21 protein-coding genes are annotated in these 19,982 nt (G+C 72.0%); 10 read left to right on the top strand and 11 right to left on the bottom strand.

What is annotated here, in order from left to right; genetic code table 11:
- The first annotated feature begins 33 nt into the window (after positions 1-33).
- Positions 34-726, top strand: coding sequence for an ABC transporter ATP-binding protein (locus GUY59_RS26680; protein ID WP_138200095.1), 693 nt, complete (start codon positions 34-36; stop codon positions 724-726).
- On the top strand, positions 723-1,466 hold the full coding sequence (locus GUY59_RS26675; protein WP_138200096.1) for an ABC transporter permease: 744 nt from the start codon (positions 723-725) through the stop codon (positions 1,464-1,466). The genes GUY59_RS26680 and GUY59_RS26675 overlap by 4 nt, the downstream gene beginning before the upstream one ends.
- Before the next feature lie 278 nt (positions 1,467-1,744).
- Here GUY59_RS26675 and GUY59_RS26670 read toward each other — a convergent pair whose 3' ends face one another.
- Positions 1,745-2,632 (bottom strand): LysR family transcriptional regulator, encoded by an 888-nt coding sequence (locus GUY59_RS26670; protein WP_138200097.1) that lies wholly within the window; start codon positions 2,630-2,632, stop codon positions 1,745-1,747.
- A 75-nt stretch (positions 2,633-2,707) separates the two neighbouring features.
- On the opposite strand from GUY59_RS26670, the gene GUY59_RS26665 reads away from it, so the two are divergent.
- Positions 2,708-3,682, top strand: coding sequence for a threonine ammonia-lyase (locus GUY59_RS26665; RefSeq protein ID WP_201761359.1), 975 nt, complete (start codon positions 2,708-2,710; stop codon positions 3,680-3,682).
- Between the two features lie 28 nt (positions 3,683-3,710).
- Here GUY59_RS26665 and GUY59_RS26660 read toward each other — a convergent pair whose 3' ends face one another.
- Both GUY59_RS26660 and GUY59_RS26655 read right to left on the bottom strand, forming a co-directional pair.
- Positions 3,711-4,235, bottom strand: a complete 525-nt coding sequence (locus tag GUY59_RS26660) for a pyridoxamine 5'-phosphate oxidase family protein (RefSeq protein ID WP_138200098.1) — start codon at positions 4,233-4,235, stop codon at positions 3,711-3,713.
- A gap of 84 nt (positions 4,236-4,319) precedes the next feature.
- Positions 4,320-5,078, bottom strand: coding sequence for a hypothetical protein (locus GUY59_RS26655; RefSeq protein WP_138200099.1), 759 nt, complete (start codon positions 5,076-5,078; stop codon positions 4,320-4,322).
- Positions 5,079-5,197: 119 nt separating this feature from the next.
- Between GUY59_RS26655 and GUY59_RS26650 the strand changes: the two genes are divergently transcribed.
- The gene (locus tag GUY59_RS26650) at positions 5,198-5,989 is read left to right on the top strand and encodes a RibD family protein (RefSeq protein WP_138200100.1); all 792 of its coding nucleotides are present in this window, start codon (positions 5,198-5,200) and stop codon (positions 5,987-5,989) included.
- 35 nt (positions 5,990-6,024) lie between these two features.
- On the opposite strand, the gene GUY59_RS26645 is transcribed toward GUY59_RS26650, so the two are convergent.
- Genes GUY59_RS26645 through GUY59_RS26625 form a run of 5 tightly spaced genes read right to left on the bottom strand, consistent with a single transcriptional unit; the run spans position 6,025 to position 13,058 of the window.
- Entirely contained in the window at positions 6,025-8,724 is a 2,700-nt protein-coding gene (locus tag GUY59_RS26645; RefSeq protein ID WP_138200101.1) for a sugar-binding protein, read from the bottom strand.
- Positions 8,725-8,739: 15 nt separating this feature from the next.
- Positions 8,740-9,540, bottom strand: coding sequence for a carbohydrate ABC transporter permease (locus tag GUY59_RS26640; protein ID WP_132331517.1), 801 nt, complete (start codon positions 9,538-9,540; stop codon positions 8,740-8,742).
- Positions 9,537-10,433 (bottom strand): carbohydrate ABC transporter permease, encoded by an 897-nt coding sequence (locus GUY59_RS26635; protein ID WP_138200102.1) that lies wholly within the window; start codon positions 10,431-10,433, stop codon positions 9,537-9,539. The genes GUY59_RS26640 and GUY59_RS26635 overlap by 4 nt, the downstream gene beginning before the upstream one ends.
- A complete protein-coding gene (locus tag GUY59_RS26630) occupies positions 10,430-11,827 on the bottom strand; it encodes an extracellular solute-binding protein (RefSeq protein WP_138200103.1) in 1,398 nt (465 codons plus the stop codon). The genes GUY59_RS26635 and GUY59_RS26630 overlap by 4 nt, the downstream gene beginning before the upstream one ends.
- Before the next feature lie 4 nt (positions 11,828-11,831).
- Positions 11,832-13,058, bottom strand: a complete 1,227-nt coding sequence (locus GUY59_RS26625) for a PfkB family carbohydrate kinase (protein WP_138200104.1) — start codon at positions 13,056-13,058, stop codon at positions 11,832-11,834.
- A 131-nt stretch (positions 13,059-13,189) separates the two neighbouring features.
- Between GUY59_RS26625 and GUY59_RS26620 the strand changes: the two genes are divergently transcribed.
- Both GUY59_RS26620 and GUY59_RS26615 read left to right on the top strand, forming a co-directional pair.
- Positions 13,190-13,948, top strand: a complete 759-nt coding sequence (locus GUY59_RS26620) for a DeoR/GlpR family DNA-binding transcription regulator (protein WP_132331509.1) — start codon at positions 13,190-13,192, stop codon at positions 13,946-13,948.
- Positions 13,949-13,957: 9 nt separating this feature from the next.
- Entirely contained in the window at positions 13,958-15,301 is a 1,344-nt protein-coding gene (locus GUY59_RS26615) for a 6-phospho-beta-glucosidase (protein WP_138200105.1), read from the top strand.
- Between the two features lie 552 nt (positions 15,302-15,853).
- Here GUY59_RS26615 and GUY59_RS26610 read toward each other — a convergent pair.
- Positions 15,854-16,498, bottom strand: a complete 645-nt coding sequence (locus GUY59_RS26610; RefSeq protein WP_138200106.1) for a TetR/AcrR family transcriptional regulator — start codon at positions 16,496-16,498, stop codon at positions 15,854-15,856.
- Between the two features lie 89 nt (positions 16,499-16,587).
- Here GUY59_RS26610 and GUY59_RS26605 point away from each other — a divergent pair, with 89 nt between their 5' ends.
- From GUY59_RS26605 to GUY59_RS26590, 4 genes are all read left to right on the top strand, one after another.
- Entirely contained in the window at positions 16,588-16,983 is a 396-nt protein-coding gene (locus GUY59_RS26605; RefSeq protein WP_138200107.1) for a nuclear transport factor 2 family protein, read from the top strand.
- A 68-nt stretch (positions 16,984-17,051) separates the two neighbouring features.
- Complete coding sequence (locus GUY59_RS26600) at positions 17,052-17,864, top strand: TIGR03560 family F420-dependent LLM class oxidoreductase (RefSeq protein ID WP_201761358.1); 813 nt, start codon at positions 17,052-17,054, stop codon at positions 17,862-17,864.
- 43 nt (positions 17,865-17,907) lie between these two features.
- Positions 17,908-18,309, top strand: coding sequence for a helix-turn-helix domain-containing protein (locus tag GUY59_RS26595; RefSeq protein WP_138200108.1), 402 nt, complete (start codon positions 17,908-17,910; stop codon positions 18,307-18,309).
- 31 nt (positions 18,310-18,340) lie between these two features.
- Positions 18,341-18,703, top strand: coding sequence for a DUF4180 domain-containing protein (locus GUY59_RS26590; protein ID WP_138200109.1), 363 nt, complete (start codon positions 18,341-18,343; stop codon positions 18,701-18,703).
- A 3-nt stretch (positions 18,704-18,706) separates the two neighbouring features.
- On the opposite strand, the gene GUY59_RS26585 is transcribed toward GUY59_RS26590, so the two are convergent.
- The gene (locus tag GUY59_RS26585) at positions 18,707-19,486 is read right to left on the bottom strand and encodes a TetR/AcrR family transcriptional regulator (RefSeq protein WP_138200121.1); all 780 of its coding nucleotides are present in this window, start codon (positions 19,484-19,486) and stop codon (positions 18,707-18,709) included.
- A 46-nt stretch (positions 19,487-19,532) separates the two neighbouring features.
- Positions 19,533-19,982: LLM class flavin-dependent oxidoreductase (locus tag GUY59_RS26580; protein ID WP_161714714.1), on the bottom strand; the 450-nt coding region annotated here is incomplete at its 5' end.

Genomic DNA, 19,982 nt, shown 5'->3' with positions numbered 1-19,982 from the left:
ATCTCCCGCCCGTCACAAGCCACGCTCCGTACCATGGCAACAGCGATAACCGTCACCAACCTGAGCAAGTCGTTCGGCGCGGTCCGCGCGGTCGACGAGGTGTCATTCACCGTCGAGCCGGGCGCGGTCACCGCCTTCCTCGGACCCAACGGCGCGGGGAAGACGACCACCCTGCGTATGATCCTCGGGCTGGTCGCCCCCACGGCGGGCACGGCGATGATCGGGCGCACGCCATACATCCGGCTGGCCAGCCCGATCACCAAGGTCGGCGCGGTGCTGGAGGCGACCGCCTTCCACCCCGGGCTGTCCGCCCGCGCCCACCTCGACGTGCTGCGTACGGCCGCCGGCCTGGCACCGGCCCGCGTGGACCTGGTCCTGGACCAGGTCGATCTCACGTGTGCGGCCGACCGCAAGATCGGCGGCTTCTCCCTCGGCATGCGCCAGCGGCTGGCGATCGCCAGCGCGCTGCTCGGCGACCCGGAGATTCTCATCCTCGACGAACCCGCCAACGGGCTGGACCCCCAGGGGATCTCATGGCTGCGCTCCTTCCTGCGCGCCTACGCGCACGAAGGGCGGGCCGTCCTGGTGTCCACGCACGTGCTGGCCGAAATCGAGCGCATCGCCAACCGCGCTCTGATCATCTCGGCCGGGCGGCTGGTACGGCAGGCGGAGCTCACCCCCGACTCCACCGACCTGGAACACCTCTACCTGGAGGCGACCCGATGATCCGCAACCCGCTGGTTCGTGCCGAGCTGGTCAAGGCACGCGCAAGCCGTACCGGGCCGGCCCTCGCCGTGATCGCGCCCATCGCCTGCGCGCTGTGGGCGGCGCTGCAGGCCCTGGTCTTCGACGGCCTGAGTGCACTGCCTGCGGCCTCGCGGGTAGAGAACGTCTACGCCATGGCCCAGCAGGCATACGTGTTCACGCTGATCCTCGGGGTGCTCGCGATGACCGGCGAATACCGCTACCAGACGATCACCTGGACATTCCTGACCACTCCTGTCAGGAGCCGGGTGGTGACCGCCAAGCTGGTGGCATGGGGGCTCGTCGGGCTGGCCGTCGCATGCGTGTCGGCACTGACCACGCTGGCGTCGGGAGCGGCGCTACTTGCCGCGCGCGGGCTGCCGGTGCTGACCCCCGGCGTCCCGCTCGTCCTGCTCGGCGCGGTGCTCAGCACGACAGCGTACGCGCTGCTGGGCGTGGGGCTCGGCGCGCTCATCCGCAACCAGGTGGTGGCGCTGGTCGTGGCCCTCCTGTGGTTCATGTACGGGGACTACCTGCTCTCGTCGCTGGCGCCGGACATCGGGCGCTGGCTGCCGACGGGCGCGGCCCGCGCGCTGAGCGGCATGCACATGCAGGCCGGAGCGCTCCTACCGGCCTGGGCCGGGGGACTGCTGTTTGCCGCCTACGTCGCCGCAACCGTCCTCGCGGCCCGGCTGGTCACTCTGCGCCGCGACGTCACCTGAACACGCACCAGCCTGTTCGAGCTGGACCGCCGCACCGCCTACGACAAGCGCCACATCGACATCCATCCCGGGCAGGCAACCACAGGGGCCTGAACTGCCGAGACTCCCAGCGCGCACACGAGTGCGGGCATCCGTGCGGGCGACTTCTGAAGGCTACGCGCGCTGCCGACGAGCCCTCGGCGCAGGCGCGGCACCGTATTCGTTTCCGGGGGAGCCCACGTCGGAACTTACTTTGCAAAGGCCGCCGGAATGTAGAATCGGGGAACACCACCACCGCGTCAGCCGACGTTCGTGCAGCAGCGTACGAAGTCCTGGACCAGGGGGTTGGCGTCGTCGGCGGGAGCCCACGCGACGCCGACCCGCGTGGGACCGACGCCGGTCACCGGCCGATAGGTGATGCCGGGGCGGGCGTAAAAGCGAGCGGCGGACTCGGGAGCGAGCGCGATGCCGTAACCGTTGGCGATGGCGCTGAGCCATTCGTCCGGCTGGTCGGTGACGGCCCCGATACGGGCGGGGCGGCCCTCCCTCTCGTCGACGCCCAGCCAGAAGTCGCGCCACCGTCCGGTTTCCTCCGGGGCGGCCACGAACGGCTCATCCCACAGGTCACGGAAGGGAATCTCCTCGCGTGCGGCCATGGGGTGCTCGGCGGGCAGCGCGATCCAGCGGGGCTCGGAGAACAACTCTTCCACCCGGAAACTCTCCTGGCCGGGGAACGGAAGCCGCAGCAGGGCGGCATCGACGTCGCCGTCGGCCAGTCCGGCGGTCGGGTTCGCCCAGGAGGCCTGCCGCAGGTCGGCTCGCCAGCCGGGCCGCAGGCGGGCGAACTCGGCGACGATGCGCGGGGTGGCTTCGTTCGCCGCGCTGGCCAGGAAGCCGACCCGCAGCACGCGGGCGGCCTGGGCGGACGCGCTCTTGGCCGCGCGCAGTGCCTGGTCCAGCCCGGCCAGCAGCGCGGGCACGTGCTCGGCCAGCGACCGGCCTGGTGCGGTGAGGGCCATGCCGTTGCGGGACCGGGTGAACAACGACACTCCGAGCCGGGCCTCAAGCTGCTTGATCTGCTTGGTCAGCGCCGGCTGGGACACGTACAGCCGCTCGGCGGCACGGGTGAGGCTTCCCTCCTCCGCCACGACAGCGAAGTAGCGCAACAACCGGGTGTCGACATCCATGCCGACAGGCTATTGGCGCAGCACGACCATGATTGTCTGCCTTGTCCAGCCCGTACGTGGTGCACGATGGAACCTATGGATCTTGCCGTGCCCCACACCCGCCTCGACCTCGACCGGATCCGCGCGGCTCGCCACGTGATCGACCCGCGGTTCCTCGACAGCCCGCTGTACGAGTGCGACGCGCTGGGACGCCGGCTCGGCTGCGCGGTGAGCGTCAAGCTGGAGACGGCCAACCCGGTGCGCAGCTTCAAGGGGCGAGGCGCCGAACTGGTCGTGAGCGGGCTGACCGGCCAGGGCCGCACGGCCGCGGTGTGCGCCAGCGCCGGCAACCTGGGCCAGGCGCTCGCCTGGTCCGGACGCCGCCATGGCCTCGATGTGACGGTCGTGGCGTCGCGCTCCGCGCCCGCCGCCAAGCTCGCCGGCATGCGTGCGCTTGGCGCCGAGCTGGAGCTGGTGGACGGCGACTTCGAGGCGGCCCGTGAGTTGGCGGTGAGCATCGCGCGGCGGCGCGGCGTGCGCCTGGTGGAGGACAGCCTGGACATCGAGACCTGCGAGGGCGCGGCCACCATCGGGCTGGAGCTGGCGAGCGGGACCGCCGCGTTCGACGCCGTCCTGATCGCCTTGGGCGGAGGCGCGATGGCCATCGGCGTGGGTCACGTTCTGAAGAGCCTGCTTCCCGCGGTCGAGGTGATCTGTGTACAGCCCCTCGGGGCGCCCGCGATGACCCGTTCCTTTCACGAGCGCCGGGTCGTCACCACCGACGCCGCCGACACCATCGCCGACGGGGTCGCCGGCCGCCACCCCGTCCCCGCGGCCCTGGACGACCTTCTCCAGGTGGCCGACGACGCCGTCCTGGTGCGGGAGTCGTCGATCGTCGCGGGCATGCGGATGCTCCTGGAGCACGCCGGGCTCGTCGCCGAACCCTCCGCCGCCCTCGGCGTCGCCGCCGTCCTGGAGGACCGTGACCGCTTCGCCGGGCGCCACGTGGCCACCATCGTCTGCGGCGGCAACGTCGACCTGGACGCCTACCACCGCTGGGTCCGCGCGTGAGGTCCGGGGCGTCGTACCGGGCCGCCGGTCAGGCGGGCTCGGCGGTGAAGTCCCACCGGGTGTGGCTGAATCCCTCCGTCTTGCCGAACCCCAGTGCCTGTGCCGGCACGACCTCGTACACCAGCGGTTCGTGCCCGTGCATGCGGAAGACGCCGTCGTCGCCGACCTCGGCGGCCCAGGCGCTGCCGTACTTGGCGGTGTGGGCGTCGGCCACCCGGCGCAGCACCTGCACGTCGCGCACCGGGACGGCGTCGCCGTGCAGGACGATGTCGAGGCCCTCGTTCCACCGGTTGCACCCCGTGGTCACCGCGCAGTGCGGGCCGGCCGCGAGGTTCTTCGCCTTCTGCTCCTCCGGCCCGGTGGAGAAGTAGAAGGCGTCGTCCAGCCAGACCCCGACGACCGGCGTGACGTGCGGCCGCCCGTCGGGCCGGATGGTGGACACCCAGAACAGCTCCGCGTTCCCGAGGGCGGCGACGGCGTCCTGCCACGGGATCGCCTCGGCGTTGTCGCTGCTGTAGCGCGGGTCGATGGTGGTTTCGGGTGTACGGACCATGATTCTCCCAACCCTCGGCGGACCACGCCGGTCACCTCTGCTGCCCAGCACGCGGCATCCGGGACGGGGACCGCGGCCGGCCCGTCAGCCGGCCGTGTTCGAGAATCCTACTGTGTGACCCTCTTCCCGGATGTGGAACACCGTGCCGTGGAGTCCGAGGGGCGTCAGCCGCACCGCGTCGTCCTCGACCACGACGACGCCGTACTCGGCGAGGGGCTCCAGTGTCGAGGCGAGCGGGTCGCCTTGGTGAGTCGCGACGGTGTCCCAGGAGATTTGCCCGGTATGCTCCGCGGCGGCCCGGCGCAGCTCGCTGACGGGCACGCCGCCCGGCGTCCGGAGCAGCGTGACCAGCAACGCGGGGACGAGGTCGTGGAACGCGTCGTTGAAGTTGGGCAGGGCGTCCTCGCCGTCGGGGTCCTGATCGAGAAGCTCGTCGTCGAGAGGCTCGATCGGTATTTGGTCGGTGACGTTCCCGACGAGGACGCCGTACATGCCCGCGGCCCACGTCTCGGCCGCCTCGGCATCGGAGACGTCCGGCCAGGTGACACCGCGTGGCGTCGCGAAGAAGCCCTCTTCGACCTCCAGGAAGCCGGCATCGGCGGCGAGCGTGAACATCTTGCCCTCCTCCTCGGAGATGTCCGGGGGCGGGAGGTCGTCCGGGTCGTACCCGAGATCCTGGGCGCTTCTGGCGTATTCGGCCGCCCGCCGCAGCCCGGGACTCCGTCTCGCGCCCGCGGCCAGCTCACGCAGGCCGGCGAGACGCACGGGAGGGAGCGTGGCGAGCACGTCGGCGTGAAGATCGAAGAACCCCGGGGCGGGCGGCTCGAAATCGTCAAGATCCATCCGGTCAACGTACTGAGCCCCGCCGGCGCACGCCACGGTTTCGATGACCCACGCGAAACTGTCGGTGCCACTCGATAGGAAGGAGACCGCACGTCCCCGGGCAAGAGGAGCGGGCCGTCATGGACGAGACACCCCGGCCACGCGTCGTGGTCTCCGTGTCGACGTCGGTCGACGGGCGCGTGACACTCCGTCGCGACCGCCTGCTGATGGACGACAGCGCCGACAGGATCTGGCGGTCCATGCAGCCGGAGGGGGCGCAGGCGGCGGAGGACGCGCGTTCGTCGCTGCTGGCAGGCCTGCATGGGCCGCAGGCGGTCCTGGAGGGGAGCGGATCGCTCGTCACCGACTCCGCCGGGCCGCTGACCGGCCTGCCCGAGGAGTTCGCCGAGCCGGTGGACGCGCTCCACACGGACTTCCTGCCCGAGGAGGTCGCCGAGCGGCCAGGGCACGAGATGTGGTTCACGGTCGTCGACAGCCGCGGCCGGGTGCGGTGGTCCATGAAGCGCAACGGCGAATACGACCTGCTGGTGCTGGTGGCCCGTGCCACGCCCGCGCCCTATCTGGCCTATCTGCGCCGGGAGCGGATCCCCTACCTGGTCGCCGGCGGCGAACGTGTCGACCTCGCCGCCGCCCTGCGGCGCATGCGGGAGAAACTCGGGGTCACCTGTGTCGTCTCGACGGCGGGGGGCGGCCTCAACGGCGCGCTGCTGCGGGCCGGCCTCGTCGACGAGATCCAGTTGCTCGTCATCCCCGCGGCCATCGGCGGGCTGGGCACGCCGACGCTCTTCGACGGCCCGGAACTCGCCGACGGGGAGGTCCCGACCCGGCTGCGGCTGCTCTTCGCCCACGTCGGCGGCGACGGGATGCTCTGGTTGCGCTACGACGTGGTCCGCGAGCCCGCCCCGGGGTGACACACCCGGGGCGGGGCGCGGTCCGCTGCCTTACGTCAGCGCACGCTCACCTGTGAGACGGCCGTCCCGTCGCCGGAGGCCTCCCACCCGGCCACGACCTTGGCACCGGGGCCCAGGGCCCGGTCCGGTTTCACCGTCACGGTCGTCGTCCCCTGTTGGGGCACGGTGACGACGCGGCCGCCCGCCGTCCCCTGGCCGTCGCGGACGAACAGGTGCGCCTTGCCCGCCGCCCGCGCCCGCAGCCGCACCTTCACCGCGCCCTCCGCGCGCGCCGCGGAGACGACCTGGCCGCCGCGCGACGGCCTGGCCGCGGGGCCGCCGGCCAGCGGCACGTGCACGCGTACCGCCTGCTCCAGCGACTGCGGCGAGTCGAGGCTGGACAGGGCCGTGTCGGGGATCACCGGGTCGGCGGGCGTGGTCGGCCGGTCCGCCGGCGGCTCGTACCCGGGCAGCGTCGCCACGCCCCACCGGTACGGGTCGCCCTGCACGCCGCCCCACGTCGACCACCCGATCCGGGTCTGGCCGGTCTTGTCCTGGGTGTCGGAGTCGTACACCAGGATGTTGAGCCCGAGGCGCTCCGGGTCGACGGCGGCGGGCAGCACCTCCATCGGGATGGACATCTCCACCGTGTACGCGCCCTCGGACACCGCCGAGGCCGCCCGCATGCCGGGAGCGGTCTCCTCACCGGGACCCTGGCGGTTGTCGGCGTCCCGCAGGAAACACGGCGGGCCCTCGGCGGTCACCGGCAGCACCGCGGCCTTGAACGTCGTGGAAGTGTTCTCCGAGGTGCCCCGCGGGTCCAGGGTGATCTCCACCGCGTCGGTGCGCCAGTGCCGCTTGCAGTCGGAGGCGGGCAGCCGCGTGCCGAGCACGTCGTCCTTCACGTGCACCAGCAGGTACAGCGTGTCGTCGCGCCAGGCCGCCTTGGCCGTGCCCGAGCAGTCGGCGGCCGAGGAGCAGGCGTCGCCCTCCCACAGGCGGGAGACGTCGAGGGCGGCGCCGGAGTACTCGCCGTGGCCCTCGGCGCCGTCGACGTCCGGCGCGGAACCGGCCTGCGGGACGGTGGCCGCGGGCACGAGCTCCAGCGCCGGCCTGCTCGTGCTGGAGCCGTCCCCGCTCGTGGTGGTGATGGTGTAGGCGTAGTCGCCGCCCTCGTTCGAGGTCTTCAGCGACGGGTCGGAGTTGGTGACGGTGAACGGCACGGTCGCCGACTCGCCCGCCGCCAGGTCGTCGAAGGCGGCCTCGGCGCGGTCGGCGGTGAAGCCGTCGGGCAGGCCGAGGCGTACGGTGCCCGACCGGGTGTCCTCGCTCACGTTCGTGACCACGACGCCGATCTGCCGGGACCCGCCCGACGGCAGCGTGAGGACCGGGGTGACCAGGCCGCGCAGCTGCGGCACGCCCACCTCCTCCACCCAGGTGCGGAACTGGGCGACCTGGGGGAGCGGCTGCTGCTCACCGCGTACGGACGGGCTGAGCTCGACCTGGCGGTCGGTGTAGCCGCGGCCCCGCTCGGTGCTCAGCGTGGCCGCGAGACGGGCGCGCTCGCCCGCGCCCCCCGCGTTCCCAGAGGGAGGCGTCACCGTGAACGTCGCGTCGCCGGTGCGGCCGGCGCCGATCCTGCCGAGGTCGCCGGACCCGCTGACCTGCCAGCCGTCCGGCACGCGCAGCGCCACGGACGAGCGGCCCAGCGCCGTGCGCGGAGGAGCGGTCGCGGTGACCTCGACCGTGAACGCGGTCCCCGGGCGCACGTCGAACGTCTCCGAGCGCAGGGCGAACAGCGTGCCGAGCGGTACGGCGTCCTTCGCCCTGGTCAGCGAGCCGTCGAGGACGGCCGTGGGGGCCGCCGCGGCGTCGGTGCCCGGCTCGGGGAACGGCACCCGGGCGTCCACCTGCGTGAAGAAGTCGCATCCGAGCTGAGCGGGGTCGGTCGGCACGTCGGGGAAGCCGGCCCAGCCCTGGGAGGCGTACATGCGCTGCGCCTCACGCTCGACGGCGGCCCAGGTGGCGCCCCGTGCGGCGGAGGCGCGCCCGCTCCACACGCCGTAGACGTTCTGCGCAGGGTTGTCGGGGCGGAACGTGGAGGCGCAGTCGGGGCCGTTCCTGGAGGTGCCGCGCCCGCCGCCGGTCAGCAGTCGGGCGGGTGCGAAGGGCCGCAGCCCCTCCCGGCTGATCTGGTGGGGGAACGCCTTCGGGTCGGCCGCCGCGTAGAACGCCTCGATGGCCAGCCGCGCGGCCAGCTGGTGGTTGCCGTGGTTGCCGGGCGTAGGGGCCGGGTCCATGGTCAGCAGGATCTCCGGCCTGGTCGTGCGGACGACCCTGACGACCTTCTCCAACGTGTCGCCGCCCCACACCTGGTCGGTCAGCGGGGCACTCACCGTGTAGTAGAAGTCGACGTCGTCGAGGTTGAACACCTCGCGCACCCCCGCCTTGCCCACGGCCGTACGCTCCTCCGCCTCGCGCAGCAGGCCGAGCGCCGGGCCCTCCTCGGGCCCGACCGCGTTGCCGCCGCCCTCGCCCCTGGTCACGGTGACGACGCCGGTGCGCACGCCGTGGTCCTCGTTCCACTGCCCGAGCGTCGACAGGCTGAAGGCCTCGTCGTCGGGGTGTGCGCCGACGAACAGCGCGTCGAGGTCCACGGGGGAGTCGGGACCGGCCGCGCCGGCCGGTGCGGCCGGCAGGAGAGCGAGTAGGACGGCGGCCGTCACGGCCAGCCGGCCCACGGCTGTTGCATGCATGGAACCTCCGGATGACTACTCGCGGACCGCCCCCTGGAGCAGCCCGCGGACGAAATGGCGCTGGAGGAACAGGTAGAAGATCACGACAGGGGTGGCCACGATCACCGAGCCGGCCGCGAGGAGGGTGAAGCCTGAGGTGTACTGGCCCTGGAAGAAGGCCAGGCCCAGCGGCGCGGTCCGCAACGACTCGCTGGTCACCATGATCAGCGGGATGAGGAACTCGTTCCAGGTCCACATGAAGATCAGCAAGGTCAGGGTGACGACGGCGGGCCGGGCCGGCGGCAGCAGCACCCGCCACAGGATGCGCCAGCTCGACGCGCCGTCGATGCGCGCCGCCTCGACGATCGCCCGGTTGCTCGCGCGGAAGTACGCCCGCATCCAGAACGTGCCGAACGCCACCGACAACGCGACCTGCGGCAACGTCACCGACCAGAACGTGTCGATCAGGCCGAGCGTGCGCAGGTCGAAGTAGAGCGGGACCGCGATGGCCTCGCTCGGCATCATGATTCCGAGCAGGAACAGGTAGAACAGCGCCGACTGGCCGCGAAAGCGCATCGTGCCGAACGCGTACCCGCTCATGATCGACAGCACCACGCTGACGATCACGACGAACCCCGACACCAGTAGGCTGCTGCGCAGGTAGGTGCCGAAGTGCCCGATCTCCCACGCCGCGGCGAAGTTGCCGAACCCCGACGTCCCGCCGGTGTCGGCGGGGCCGAGCGCGGCCGACAGGATCGTCACGATGGGGAAGAGCGCGAACGCGGCGAACGCCGACAGGATGACGTAGTTGGCCACCCGCTCCCCTCGCGAGATCACGTGGTGCTCCTGTCCGCGAACCGGTTGATGCCGAACGAGATGGCGAAGATCACGATGGTGAGCGTCACGCCGATGGCCGCCGCCGAACCCACCTGGCTGAGCCCGAAGGCCCGGTGGTAGACCTCGTACGACGGCACCGACGTGGAGTCGCCTGGGCCGCCGCGCGTGGTGACGTACACCAGGTCGAACGTGCGCAGCGCGGCGATCACGGTCAGCGTCAGCGCCACCGCGATCTCCCCGCGCACCGACGGCAGCGTGACGGCGAAGAACTCCTTGACGGCCCCGGCGCCGTCGAGCCGGGCCGCTTCGTACAGCTCGCCGGGAATGCGGCTCATCCCCGCCAGCAGCAGCACCGTCACCAGCCCCGTCTCGAACCACGTGCCGACCACCCCGACCGCGGGCAGCGCGAACGTGTGGTCGCCCAGCCAGCCCCGCGTGAGCGAGTCGAGTCCCAGCGCGCCGAGCAGGGCGTTCAGCGTGCCGTCTGGGGCGTAGATGCGCCGCCAGGCGACGGCCACCACGACCATGGCGATCACCTGCGGCAGGAACACCACGGTGCGGAAGAACCCGAGCCCGCGCACCTTGGCGTGGTGCAGGATGGCCGCCAGCGCCAGCCCGACGGCCAGCGGCACGACCGCGTAGAACACGATGAGCACCAGGGCGTGCCCGAAGGCGGCCCGCAGTCCCTCGTCGGTGACGATCGCCACGTAGTTGTCCAGGCCCGCCCAGCGGCCGAGCGACAGCCCGTCCCAGTCGAAGAACGACAGGTGGACCGCGCGGCCGATCGGGTAGAGCAGGAACGCCGCGTAGACCAGGAACGCCGGAAGCAGGTAGAGGTAGGCGACGCGGCGCGGCTCCCCGGGGGGCCGCGCCGCACCGGAACGCTGGGTCACCCGTTGCTCTCAGCGAACGTCTTGTAGTCCTTCTCCAGCGTGGCGAGGAACTCCTGCGGGCTCGCCTTCTCGGCCAGCAGGTCCTGCAGCGCCGCGCCCAGCGTGTCGGCGAACGTCGGAGTGGCGTAGTCGAGGTAGGGGACCAGCCCGTTCTCCGCGCTCACCGTGCCGAACGCGGTGAAGACGTCCTGCTGCGGGCCCTCCGGCACCTTCTGCGCGGCCGTGTCGGCGACGGGCAGGTTGCCGGTATCGGTGAGCACCTTCATCGCCTCGGCGCTGGTGATGAAGTCGATGTACGCCGCCGCCGCGTCCGGGTGCGGGCTCTTGGCCGTGATGGCGAACGGCAGGCCGGTGCCCCCGGTCGCGACGGGCGCCGCGCCTACCGTGGCGCCGGGCGGCAGGATGAAGCCGACGTCGTCGCCGAGGTTCTTCTGCAGGTCGGCGAGGAGCCACGTGCCGGCGATCATGAAGACGCCCTCGCCCTTGCCGAACGCCTGCCAGGCCGGGTCGTAGCCCTGCCCGTTGAAGCCCTTGTTGAAGTAGCCCTTGCCGACCCAGTCGACGAGCTGCTGGGCGGCCTTGGTGTTCTCGGGTGTGTTCCACGAGGCGCCCTTGCGGCCGAAGGCCAGCGTACGGATCTGGTCGGCGGGCACGTCGCGGCTCTGCACGGTGCCGAACACGTGGACGGCGGGCCACTTGTCGAGGTTGCCCAGCTGCATCGGCACCTCGCCGGCCGCCTTGGCCTTGGCCAGCGCGGCCTGGAACTCCTCCCAGGTCTTCGGCGGCTCGAGGCCGAGCTCGGTCAGCTTGGCGGCGTTGTAGAAGATGCCGACGACCTCGCCGACCTGTGGCAGGCCGTACAGGTTGCCGTCGCCGAACACCTTGCCGTCGGCGCTGTAGCGCGAGTAGCGCAGCACCGACTCCGGATAGCGCTCCTTCCACCCGTACGCCTCGGCGTAGGCGTCGAGCGGCAGCAGCTGCCCCGCCTTGACGAACGCGCCCATCGCCGAGCGGCCGTTGTTGGCCTCCACCACGTCGGGCGGCTCGTTGCCGCTGAGCGCCAGGCGCAGGGTGGTGTTGAGGTCGTCGAAGGAACGGGACACCCGGTTGAGCTTGATATTGGGGTATTTCGCCTCGAACGCGGCGTTGAGCTGCTTCATCTGGGCCGCCTGACCGCCGCGTACCTCCTGGTCCCAGACGGTGAGGGTGACGTCGCCGAGGGTCGCGGCGTCGGTGCGGACCGCCGACGCGCCGGGCTGCGAGGGGGTGGCCGCCGGCGGGGCGGAGGAGCCGGGTGCGCACGCCGTGAGGGCCAGGGCCGCCGCGGCGAGCACGGCGAGCGTCCTGGAGCCCGGCGATCTCGTGGTCCGGCCTTCTCGCGTCGGGGCGATCATGGTGTTACTCCTTCTGCGCAGGCACGCGAGACGTGGCAGGGCCCTCGTCGCCGGGCTCGCCTGACGCCTCGTGGGGGTTGTGGTGCGGCTGCGTCCCGGCAGACCCGGGCGGCATGCCCACGTCGGCGTAGCGGGCGATGGTGGCCGCCGCGCGGCGGACCGCGCCCACCGGGACGGTGGGCACCAGCCGGTCGAGGAAGGCGTAGCGGCGGGCCAGCGAGCTGCCGTAGGCGCCGCTGTGGGCGGCGGCCGCACGCACCTCGTGCCACCAGTCGGCGATGTCGCCCCAGCCCGGCGCGGCCAGCGAGCCGCCGAACTGCTGCACCGCCAGCCCCGCGCAGACCTCGGCGAAGGCCAGCCGGTCGGCGAGCGGCCAGCGGCACAGCGTGCCCAGCACCAGGCCGGCGCCGAAGACGTCGCCCGCGCCTGTGGGGTCGAGCGCCGTCACCCGCGGCGCCGGGACGAACGCCTCCTCGCCCGTCATGGAGTCGATGGCCATGGCGCCGTTGGCGCCGTCGGTCACCACCGCGAGCGGCACCTTGTCGGCGATCGCGTAGAGAGCGTCGCGCGGGGTGTCGGCGCCGGTGTAGGCCATCGCCTCGATCGCGTTGGGCATGAACGCGTGGCAGAAGGACAACTGCTCGAGCATGGACGACGGCCAGGAGCCCGACGGGTCCCAGCCCACGTCCGCGAAGATGAGGGAGCCGTTGCGGTGCGCCAGCTCGGCCCAGCTGCACAGGCCGCCGGGCGAGCCGAGCGGCTCGTCGGGGGAGAGCGTCACGATCACGGCCCGCGAGGGTGGCGGCGAGCCGATCATCTCGGAGCTCGCCATGGGTGCGGGGTGGCCGTGCGTCACCATGCTGCGGTCGCGGTCGACTGCCATGGAGACCGTCACCGGCGAGTGCCAGTGCTCGAAGCGCCGCGACCTGGACAGGTCGACCGCCTCCTGCTCCTCCAGCGTGCGCCAGCAGAAGTCGCCGTAGTCGTCGTCGCCGAAGGCGGCGGCCAGCGAGGTGCGCAGGCCCAGCCGGCTGGTCGCGATGGCCAGGTTGGCGATGCCGCCCGGGCACGAACCCATGCCCTCGGCCCAGATCTCCGTCCCCGCGGCGGGCATGGCGGGCAGGCCCGTGAAGACGATGTCGAGGAAGACGGTGCCCGCCAGGAACACGTCGAACTGCGGACCCTCCGGGGTGCGCTCATCGGCGAGAGGGTCGTACGCCTGGGCAGACACGGGGATGGGGCCTCCTCGACACTCCGATTGTGGGAAATCTTGCACGTTTGCTCGGCTACTTCAAGTGCTTTGCCATTGGTTTTGCTCGAACATGCTCACTCCTGCTCGATTTTGACTGATACACTCGCGCCGTGCTTCAGCGCCTCCGGCATGCCGAGATCATGCGAAGGGTCCGGCTCTCCGGCGCGACCAGCGTCCGCGATCTCGCCAGCCAGCTCGGCGTGAGCCCGTCCACCATCCGCAGGGACCTCGAGGTGCTCGACCGCGACGGCACGCTCAGACGGGTCCGCGGCGGAGCCCTGGCCAGCGCCGACGCCGACGACGACCGTCCCTTCGCCGAGGTGGCCGCGGTCGACGAGCAGGACAAGGAGGCGGTGGCCGCCCGGGGCGCGCAGCTCGTCGCCGACGGCGAGGTGCTGCTGCTCGACATCGGGACCACCACGATGCGGCTGGCCCGCAGGCTGCGCGGCCGGCGCGTCACGGTGGTCACCTCCAGCCTGGCCGTGCTCGACGCGCTCCGCTCCGACACCGCGGTCGAGCTGCTGCTGCTCGGCGGCATGGTGCGCAGGACGTACCACTCGCTGGTCGGCGTGCTCACCGAGGCCGCGCTGAGCCAGGTCGTCGCCGACCGGGTGTTCCTCGGGGCCAGCGGCGTGCGGCCCGACGGGCAGCTCGTCGACACCACGCTCGCCGAGGTGCCGCTGAAGCGCGCCATGATCGCGGCGGCCGAGCAGGTGGTGCTGCTCGTCGACCGGCACAAGTTCCCCGGCACCGGCGCCCTGCGGGTGTGCGGGCCCGAGGACATCGACGTGATCGTCACGAACGAGGGCGCCGACAGGACGACGCTGGACGCCTGCGCCGCGGCGGGTGCCCAGGTGCTTCTCACGTAAGGGGTTCGGATGAGACTGGCCGTCCTCGGCGGCGGAGGCTTCAGGGTCCCGCTCGTCTACGGTGCGCTGCTGCGCGACACCGCCAAGCCGCGCGTGGAGGAGATTGTGCTCCACGACGTGTCCGCCGAGCGGCTGGAGGCCGTGCGGCACGTGCTGCGCTCCATGGCCGCCCGGCACGACGACCCGCCCCGGGTGCGGGTCACCACCGACCTCGACACCGCGCTGCGCGACGCGAACTTCGTCTTCTCCGCCATCCGCGTCGGCGGGCTGGCGGGCCGCGTCGCCGACGAACGCGTGGCGCTGGAGCTGGGACTGCTCGGGCAGGAGACGACCGGCCCCGGCGGCATCGCCTACGGCCTGCGCACCGTCCCGGTCGCGGTGCGGGTGGCCGAACAGGTGGCCGCCCTCGCCCCCGAAGCCTGGGTCATCAACTTCACCAACCCCGCCGGCATGATCACCGAGGCCATGCGCCAGGTGCTCGGCGACCGCGTCATCGGCATCTGCGACTCGCCCATCGGGCTGGTACGCCGGGCCGCCGCCGCGCTCGGGCTCGACCCGGCCCGCGTCTCGCCCGGATATGTCGGGCTCAACCACCTCGGCTGGTTGTGCGGGCTCACCCACCAGGGCGAGGACGCGCTGCCCCGCCTCCTCGCCGACGACGCCGCACTGCGGCAGGTGGAAGAGGCCCGCGTCCTCGGCGCCGACTGGGTGCGCGCGCTCGGCGCGATCCCCAACGAATACCTGTACTACTACTACTTCACCCGGGAGTCGGTCGCCGCCGTCTCCGGCCGCACCCGCGGCGAGACCTTGCTGCGCCAGCAGGACGACTTCTACGCGGCCGTACGCGCCCGGCCCGCGGACGCCCTGGACTCATGGGAGAGGGCGCGCAGGGAACGCGACGAGTCGTACATGGCCGAGGCCCGCGGCGTGACCGCCGCCGGCGAACGCGACGCCGCCGATCTGGAGGCGGGCGGGTACGAAGGCATCGCCCTCGCCCTCATGGCCGCCCTCGCGCGCGCGGAACCGTCCACCATGATCCTCAACGTGCGCAACGGCGGCGCGGTCGCCGGGCTGCCCGCGGAGGCGGTCGTGGAGATACCGTGCGCGGTGGGCGGCGGGGGAGTGCGGCCCCTGGCCACCAGTCCGCTCCCGGGCCGCTTCCTCGGCCTGGTGCAGCAGGTCAAGGCGGTGGAGCAGACGGCCATCGAGGCGGCCCTGTCGGGGTCGCCGCGGCTGGCGGCGGCGGCGTTCGCGCTGCACCCGCTGGTCGACTCGGTGACGGTGGCCCGCGACCTGCTCGCCGGCTACCGGGCCCGCATCCCGGAACTGGACGCGGTCTTCTCCCGACCCTGACCTGCGTACGGCGCGTGGCCCGCGTACCGCGGCCGGAGAACTGCGACCCGCCGCCGCCCTCGCTCCTGGGTTTGGCGTAACGCTCCTGAACCGCCGGCGGGTTGTCGTTCAGGAAACCCTTGCTGACCAGGAAACCCACCAGCAGCGCCAGGGTGAACAGAACGCTCACCACCATGCCGTGAACCACTGGCTCGCCGACGCGGGACCCGGCGAGCTGACCATGTGCGCCGTAGCCGCCGAGCCCGGTGTATCGGCCCGGTGCCGGACCTGCATCCAGAAGACCGGGAGGCAAGCCTGCGCGACTGGTATCGCGCCTACCCCGGGTTGCCGGCCCTGGGGCGGCTGCCGACTGCGACCTCCGGTGACGAACGTCCCCACTTGCGCGGAGGCTTTCGCGTGGTGTCCCTTGAGCCCGGCCTTTGAGCCCGGCCTTCTCTTCGAGTCGGCACTGGACATGCTCGTCGCCGGAATCGCGTCGATGCGCCGATCCGTCCGTTGACGATGCTCGTGGCGATGAGAAGCGAGCGCACGGACCTCTCCGCGCGCCGGCCGTCAGGCGGGTTTGACGGCGTAGTCGCTCAGCCCTCGCTCCAGGACGGCGAAGGCACGGGCGCAAGCCTCCTCCAGGTCGGCGCGGAGCGTCCGCGGGGCGTCATCGGCGGTGATCCGGCGACGTACGCAGGCGACCAGCGTGCGGTGCACGCCGACCAAAGCGTGCGCCGCCGCAGCGGCGGTCGGGTCGCCGAGAGGGGCGCCCGCCTCTGTGGCCAGCACCTCGGCCAGAGCCGTTGTGCAGTGGGCGAAGGACTGCTCCTCGCGTGCCCGCAGGGTGGGGCTGTTCGCGATGACGCGATTGACCGTGCGCAGCCGGTCGAGCGCCTCCCGGTGGTCCTCGATCTGGGCGAGCAGGCCGTCGTTCGCGTCGAGAAGGAAGCGGCGGCAGGCGTCGAGCGCCGCCTCCCCGGCAGGGCGCTCGGCGACGGCCGCGACCATCCGCCTGCCGAAATCATCGAGGCCGGAGTAGAACAGATCCTCCTTGGCCGGAAAGTACTTGAAGACGGTCGCCTCCGAGACCTGCGCCTCCTGCGCGATCTCGGTGACCCGTACCTGGTCGAAGCCTCGGTCGGCGAAGAGCCGCCAGGCCGTTTCCATGAGCAGCCGCCGCGTCTGCTCCTTCTTGAGCTCCCGAAGCCCCATCGCACCTCGTTTCATCCTTGCGGTAGCGTAGCAAAAAACGAAGAGTTACTCTATCTTCAAAGTGACCCTACGAAATGATGGAGGTAACGATGAGTGCCATGCGAGACGTGCTCGACCTGGTGCACCGGTGGGCCTCGGCGGAGGAGGCGAACGATCCCACCCTCCTCGACTCGCTGCTCGCCGACGACTTCGTGGGCGTGGGCCCGCTCGGGTTCGTGCTGACCCGGGAACAGTGGCTGGCCCGATTCGGTAACGGCCTGGTGAACAGCGCGTTCAAGGTCGAGGACCCGCAGGTGCACGAGCACGGGGCCGCGGCGGTCGTCGTCGGCGTGGACGCGCAGGACACCCGCGCCGGGGACTGGGACAACTCCGGCCGGTTCCGGCTCACGCTCGCCGCCGTTCGTCCGGCCGATCGCTGGCTCGTCGCCAGCGTCCATCTCGGGCCTCTGCAGAACCCCGTCATTCCGCCGCCCGCGGCGGAATGACGATGCGGTCATGCGGCTCAGCTTCAGCGTGACCAATTACTCCTGGCCGGGCGGCCCTGCGCCAGGAGTTGCCGCGTCTGGCACGCGCCGCCGACGGCGGCGGCTTCGACACCCTGTGGGTGCCCGACCACCTCCTCCAGGCCGACCCGCACGCCGCCCCGCACGAGAGCGAGATGTACGAGCCGTACACGACGCTCGGGTTCGTGGCCGCGCTGACCGAGCGCGTACGCGTCGGCGCCATGGTGAGCGCCGTGACCTTCCGCCCGCCGGCCCTGCTCGTCAAGGCCGTCACCACGCTCGATGCCCTCACCGGCGGCCGGGCCTGGCTCGGTGTGGGCGCCGGCTACCACGAGGCCGAGGCGGCGGCCCTCGACCTGCCGCTGCCGCCGGTGAAGGAGCGCTTCGAACGCCTGGAGGAGACCCTGCGCATCGCCGCCCGCATGTGGACCGGTGACGAATCCCCGTTCGAAGGGAACCACTATCGGCTGAAGCGCCCTGTCGCGAGCCCGCGCCCGGTGCGCCGCCCGCCGATCCTGATCGGCGGCACAGGGGAGCGCAAGACTCTGCGGCTCGTGGCCGAGTACGGCGACGCGTGCAATGTCTTCGACATTCCCGACGGTGGAGAGCTGGTCAGGCGGAAGCTGGACGTCCTGGCCCGGCATTGCGCGGACGTCGGCCGGCCGTACGAGGAGATCGAGAAGACGATGGGCACCCGTTTCGAGGACGGGGAGTCCGCGGACGCCTTCGTCCGGCGGTGCGCCGCCGCGGCCGAGCTCGGCATTGACCACATGATCGTCGTGACGACCGGTCCCTGGAGCGCCGCCAAGCTGGCCAGGCTGGCCGCCGCCGTTCCGGCTCTGCGCGACCTTGAGCCCCGCTGAATGTCCCTATCACTCCCTGACCTACCCCATAATGGGGAGTGTTATGGAGCATTTCACCGTGGAGCAGGTAGCGGCCCGGCTGGGGCTGCACGTCAAGACCGTGCGTAACTACGTGCGTGACGGACGGCTGCCCGCCGTGCGGGTCGGCAAGCGCTATCGCATCGCCAAGGAGGATCTGGAGGCGTTCACCGGCCTGCCGCTCGGCGCGCCGGCCCCCGCCCGGCGCGCCGAGGTGTCGAGCATCGTGCAGATCGACGGCATCGCCAGGAGCGACATGGACCGCGTCAGCACGATGGTCCTGGGGGCCCTGTCCGGCGGGCCGCGCGGGCTGCGCGCGGAGTTCGTCCACGACGAGGAACGCTCCCACCTGAAGATCATCATTCTGGGCCGGCTCGAGGAGACCGCCCAGGTGCTGCGGATCGTCGACGCCCTCGTGCGCGACTGACCGTGCCGGTCCCATCTGGAGGAAGACCACCATGCCCGACCTTTACGTCTGCGACCCGGACGGCGAGCCCCTGCGCGAGGCCCGCGACGCCCTCGACCTGATCGGCGAGGCCTGGGGACGCCGCGCCACCTGGGTCGCCGTCCCCGTGGAACGCCTGCACGACGACTTCTTCGTCCTCCGCAGCGGGGTCGCGGGCGAGTTCGCGCAGAAGTTCGTCAACTACCGGATCGGCCTCGCGGTGGTCGGCGACGTCTCCCGGCACGTCACGCCCGGCTCGGCGCTGGAGGCCTGGGTGACCGAGTCGAACCGGGGCGAGCACCTCTGGTTCGTACGCGACCTCGACGAGCTGTCCGAGCGGCGCTCCGGCCGCGATGACCCCGCCGCACCGCGCTGACGGTCAGCCGGACTTCACGGCCGCCTCGATGCCGTCGAGGAGCACGGCCAGGCCGACGGCGAACGTCTCGCCGACCCGGCGCTCCAGGTAGGGCTCGTCCGTCGCGGGCTCGTCGTCCTCCGACTCCACCCACGTCACCATGGGGTAGCTGGCGGCGAAACCGGGCGCCACCTCCTCGAGCAGCGACGAACGCGCCCGCCACCACTCCTCGTCGGACACCCCGGTCGCCGACGGCGCCAACCGCGACTCGGAGACCGTGCGCGCCGCACCTCGTACGAAGTCGGACAGCAGCGCCACGACGCCCCGCAACCGCCGCGGCCCGAGGCCGGTCTCGCGCAGGATCCGGACCAGGCCGTCCAGCATCGCGAACTCGTTCGGCCCCAGCACCGGCCGCGCCTGCGACACCTGCAGCACCCACGGATGCCGCAGGTAGAACGCCAGCACGTGCTCGGCCCACGACGTGACCGCCGGCCGCCACCCGCCGCCCAGGTCGTGCTCGGCGGGCAGCTCCGCCAGCACCCGGTCGTACATCAGGTCGACCAGTTCGCTCTTGCTCGGCACATACGTGTAGAGGGCCATCCCGGTGCGGCCGAGCCGCTCACCCACCCTGCGCATGGACAGCGCCGCCATGCCCTCGCTGTCGGCCACGGCGATGGCGGCGTCGACGATCGTGTCGACGCTCAGCCCGGGCTTGGGGCCGGGCCGCACCTCGCCCGGCTCTCCCGTGCGCCACAGCAGTGCCATCGAACGGCGCGCGTCACCCTGCCCGGCGAAGACGACCAACGCGGAACTCCCCACGCGGAAAGAACTCTTTACGCCATAAACGCTATCAGCGGGCGGTCCTGCGGGCGGCCACCGCCGCGATCATCTCCCAGGCCGCCTCCGGGCGGAGCGTCTCGCCGGGGTCCCCGGAGAAGGGGTCGAGCAGGACGCTTTCCGCGCCGAGCAGACGCAGTTGCTCGAGGTCGTCGGCGACCTGGTCGATCGTGCCCTCGCCCGCGAGCCGGTCGGGGCCCGTGACGGGCGAGGTGGTGATCCGCAGCAGAATCCTGGGCGCCAGGTCGGGAGTGGGCCGCCCGTGCTCGGCCGCGAGGTCTTTCAGCCGCGGCCATGTCTCGCGCAGGTAGGACATGGTGTTCCTGAGCGGGTGCCAGGCCTCGCCGAACCGGGCCGCCCTGCGCAGGGCCGCGTCGCTGTTGCCGCCGACCCAGATCGGGATGTCGCCGGCGCGGTAGTCGCGCTCGTCGGCCCAGGCCGCGCGGATCGCCGCGAGATGCTC

Origin of the sequence: Nonomuraea sp. K271 (genome assembly GCF_009908215.1) — a bacterium.
In the GTDB taxonomy this organism is placed as follows: Bacteria; Actinomycetota; Actinomycetes; order Streptosporangiales; family Streptosporangiaceae; genus Nonomuraea; species Nonomuraea longispora.
Note: the sequence above shows the minus strand (reverse complement) of the source record. Positions and strands in the feature narration are given on the sequence as shown.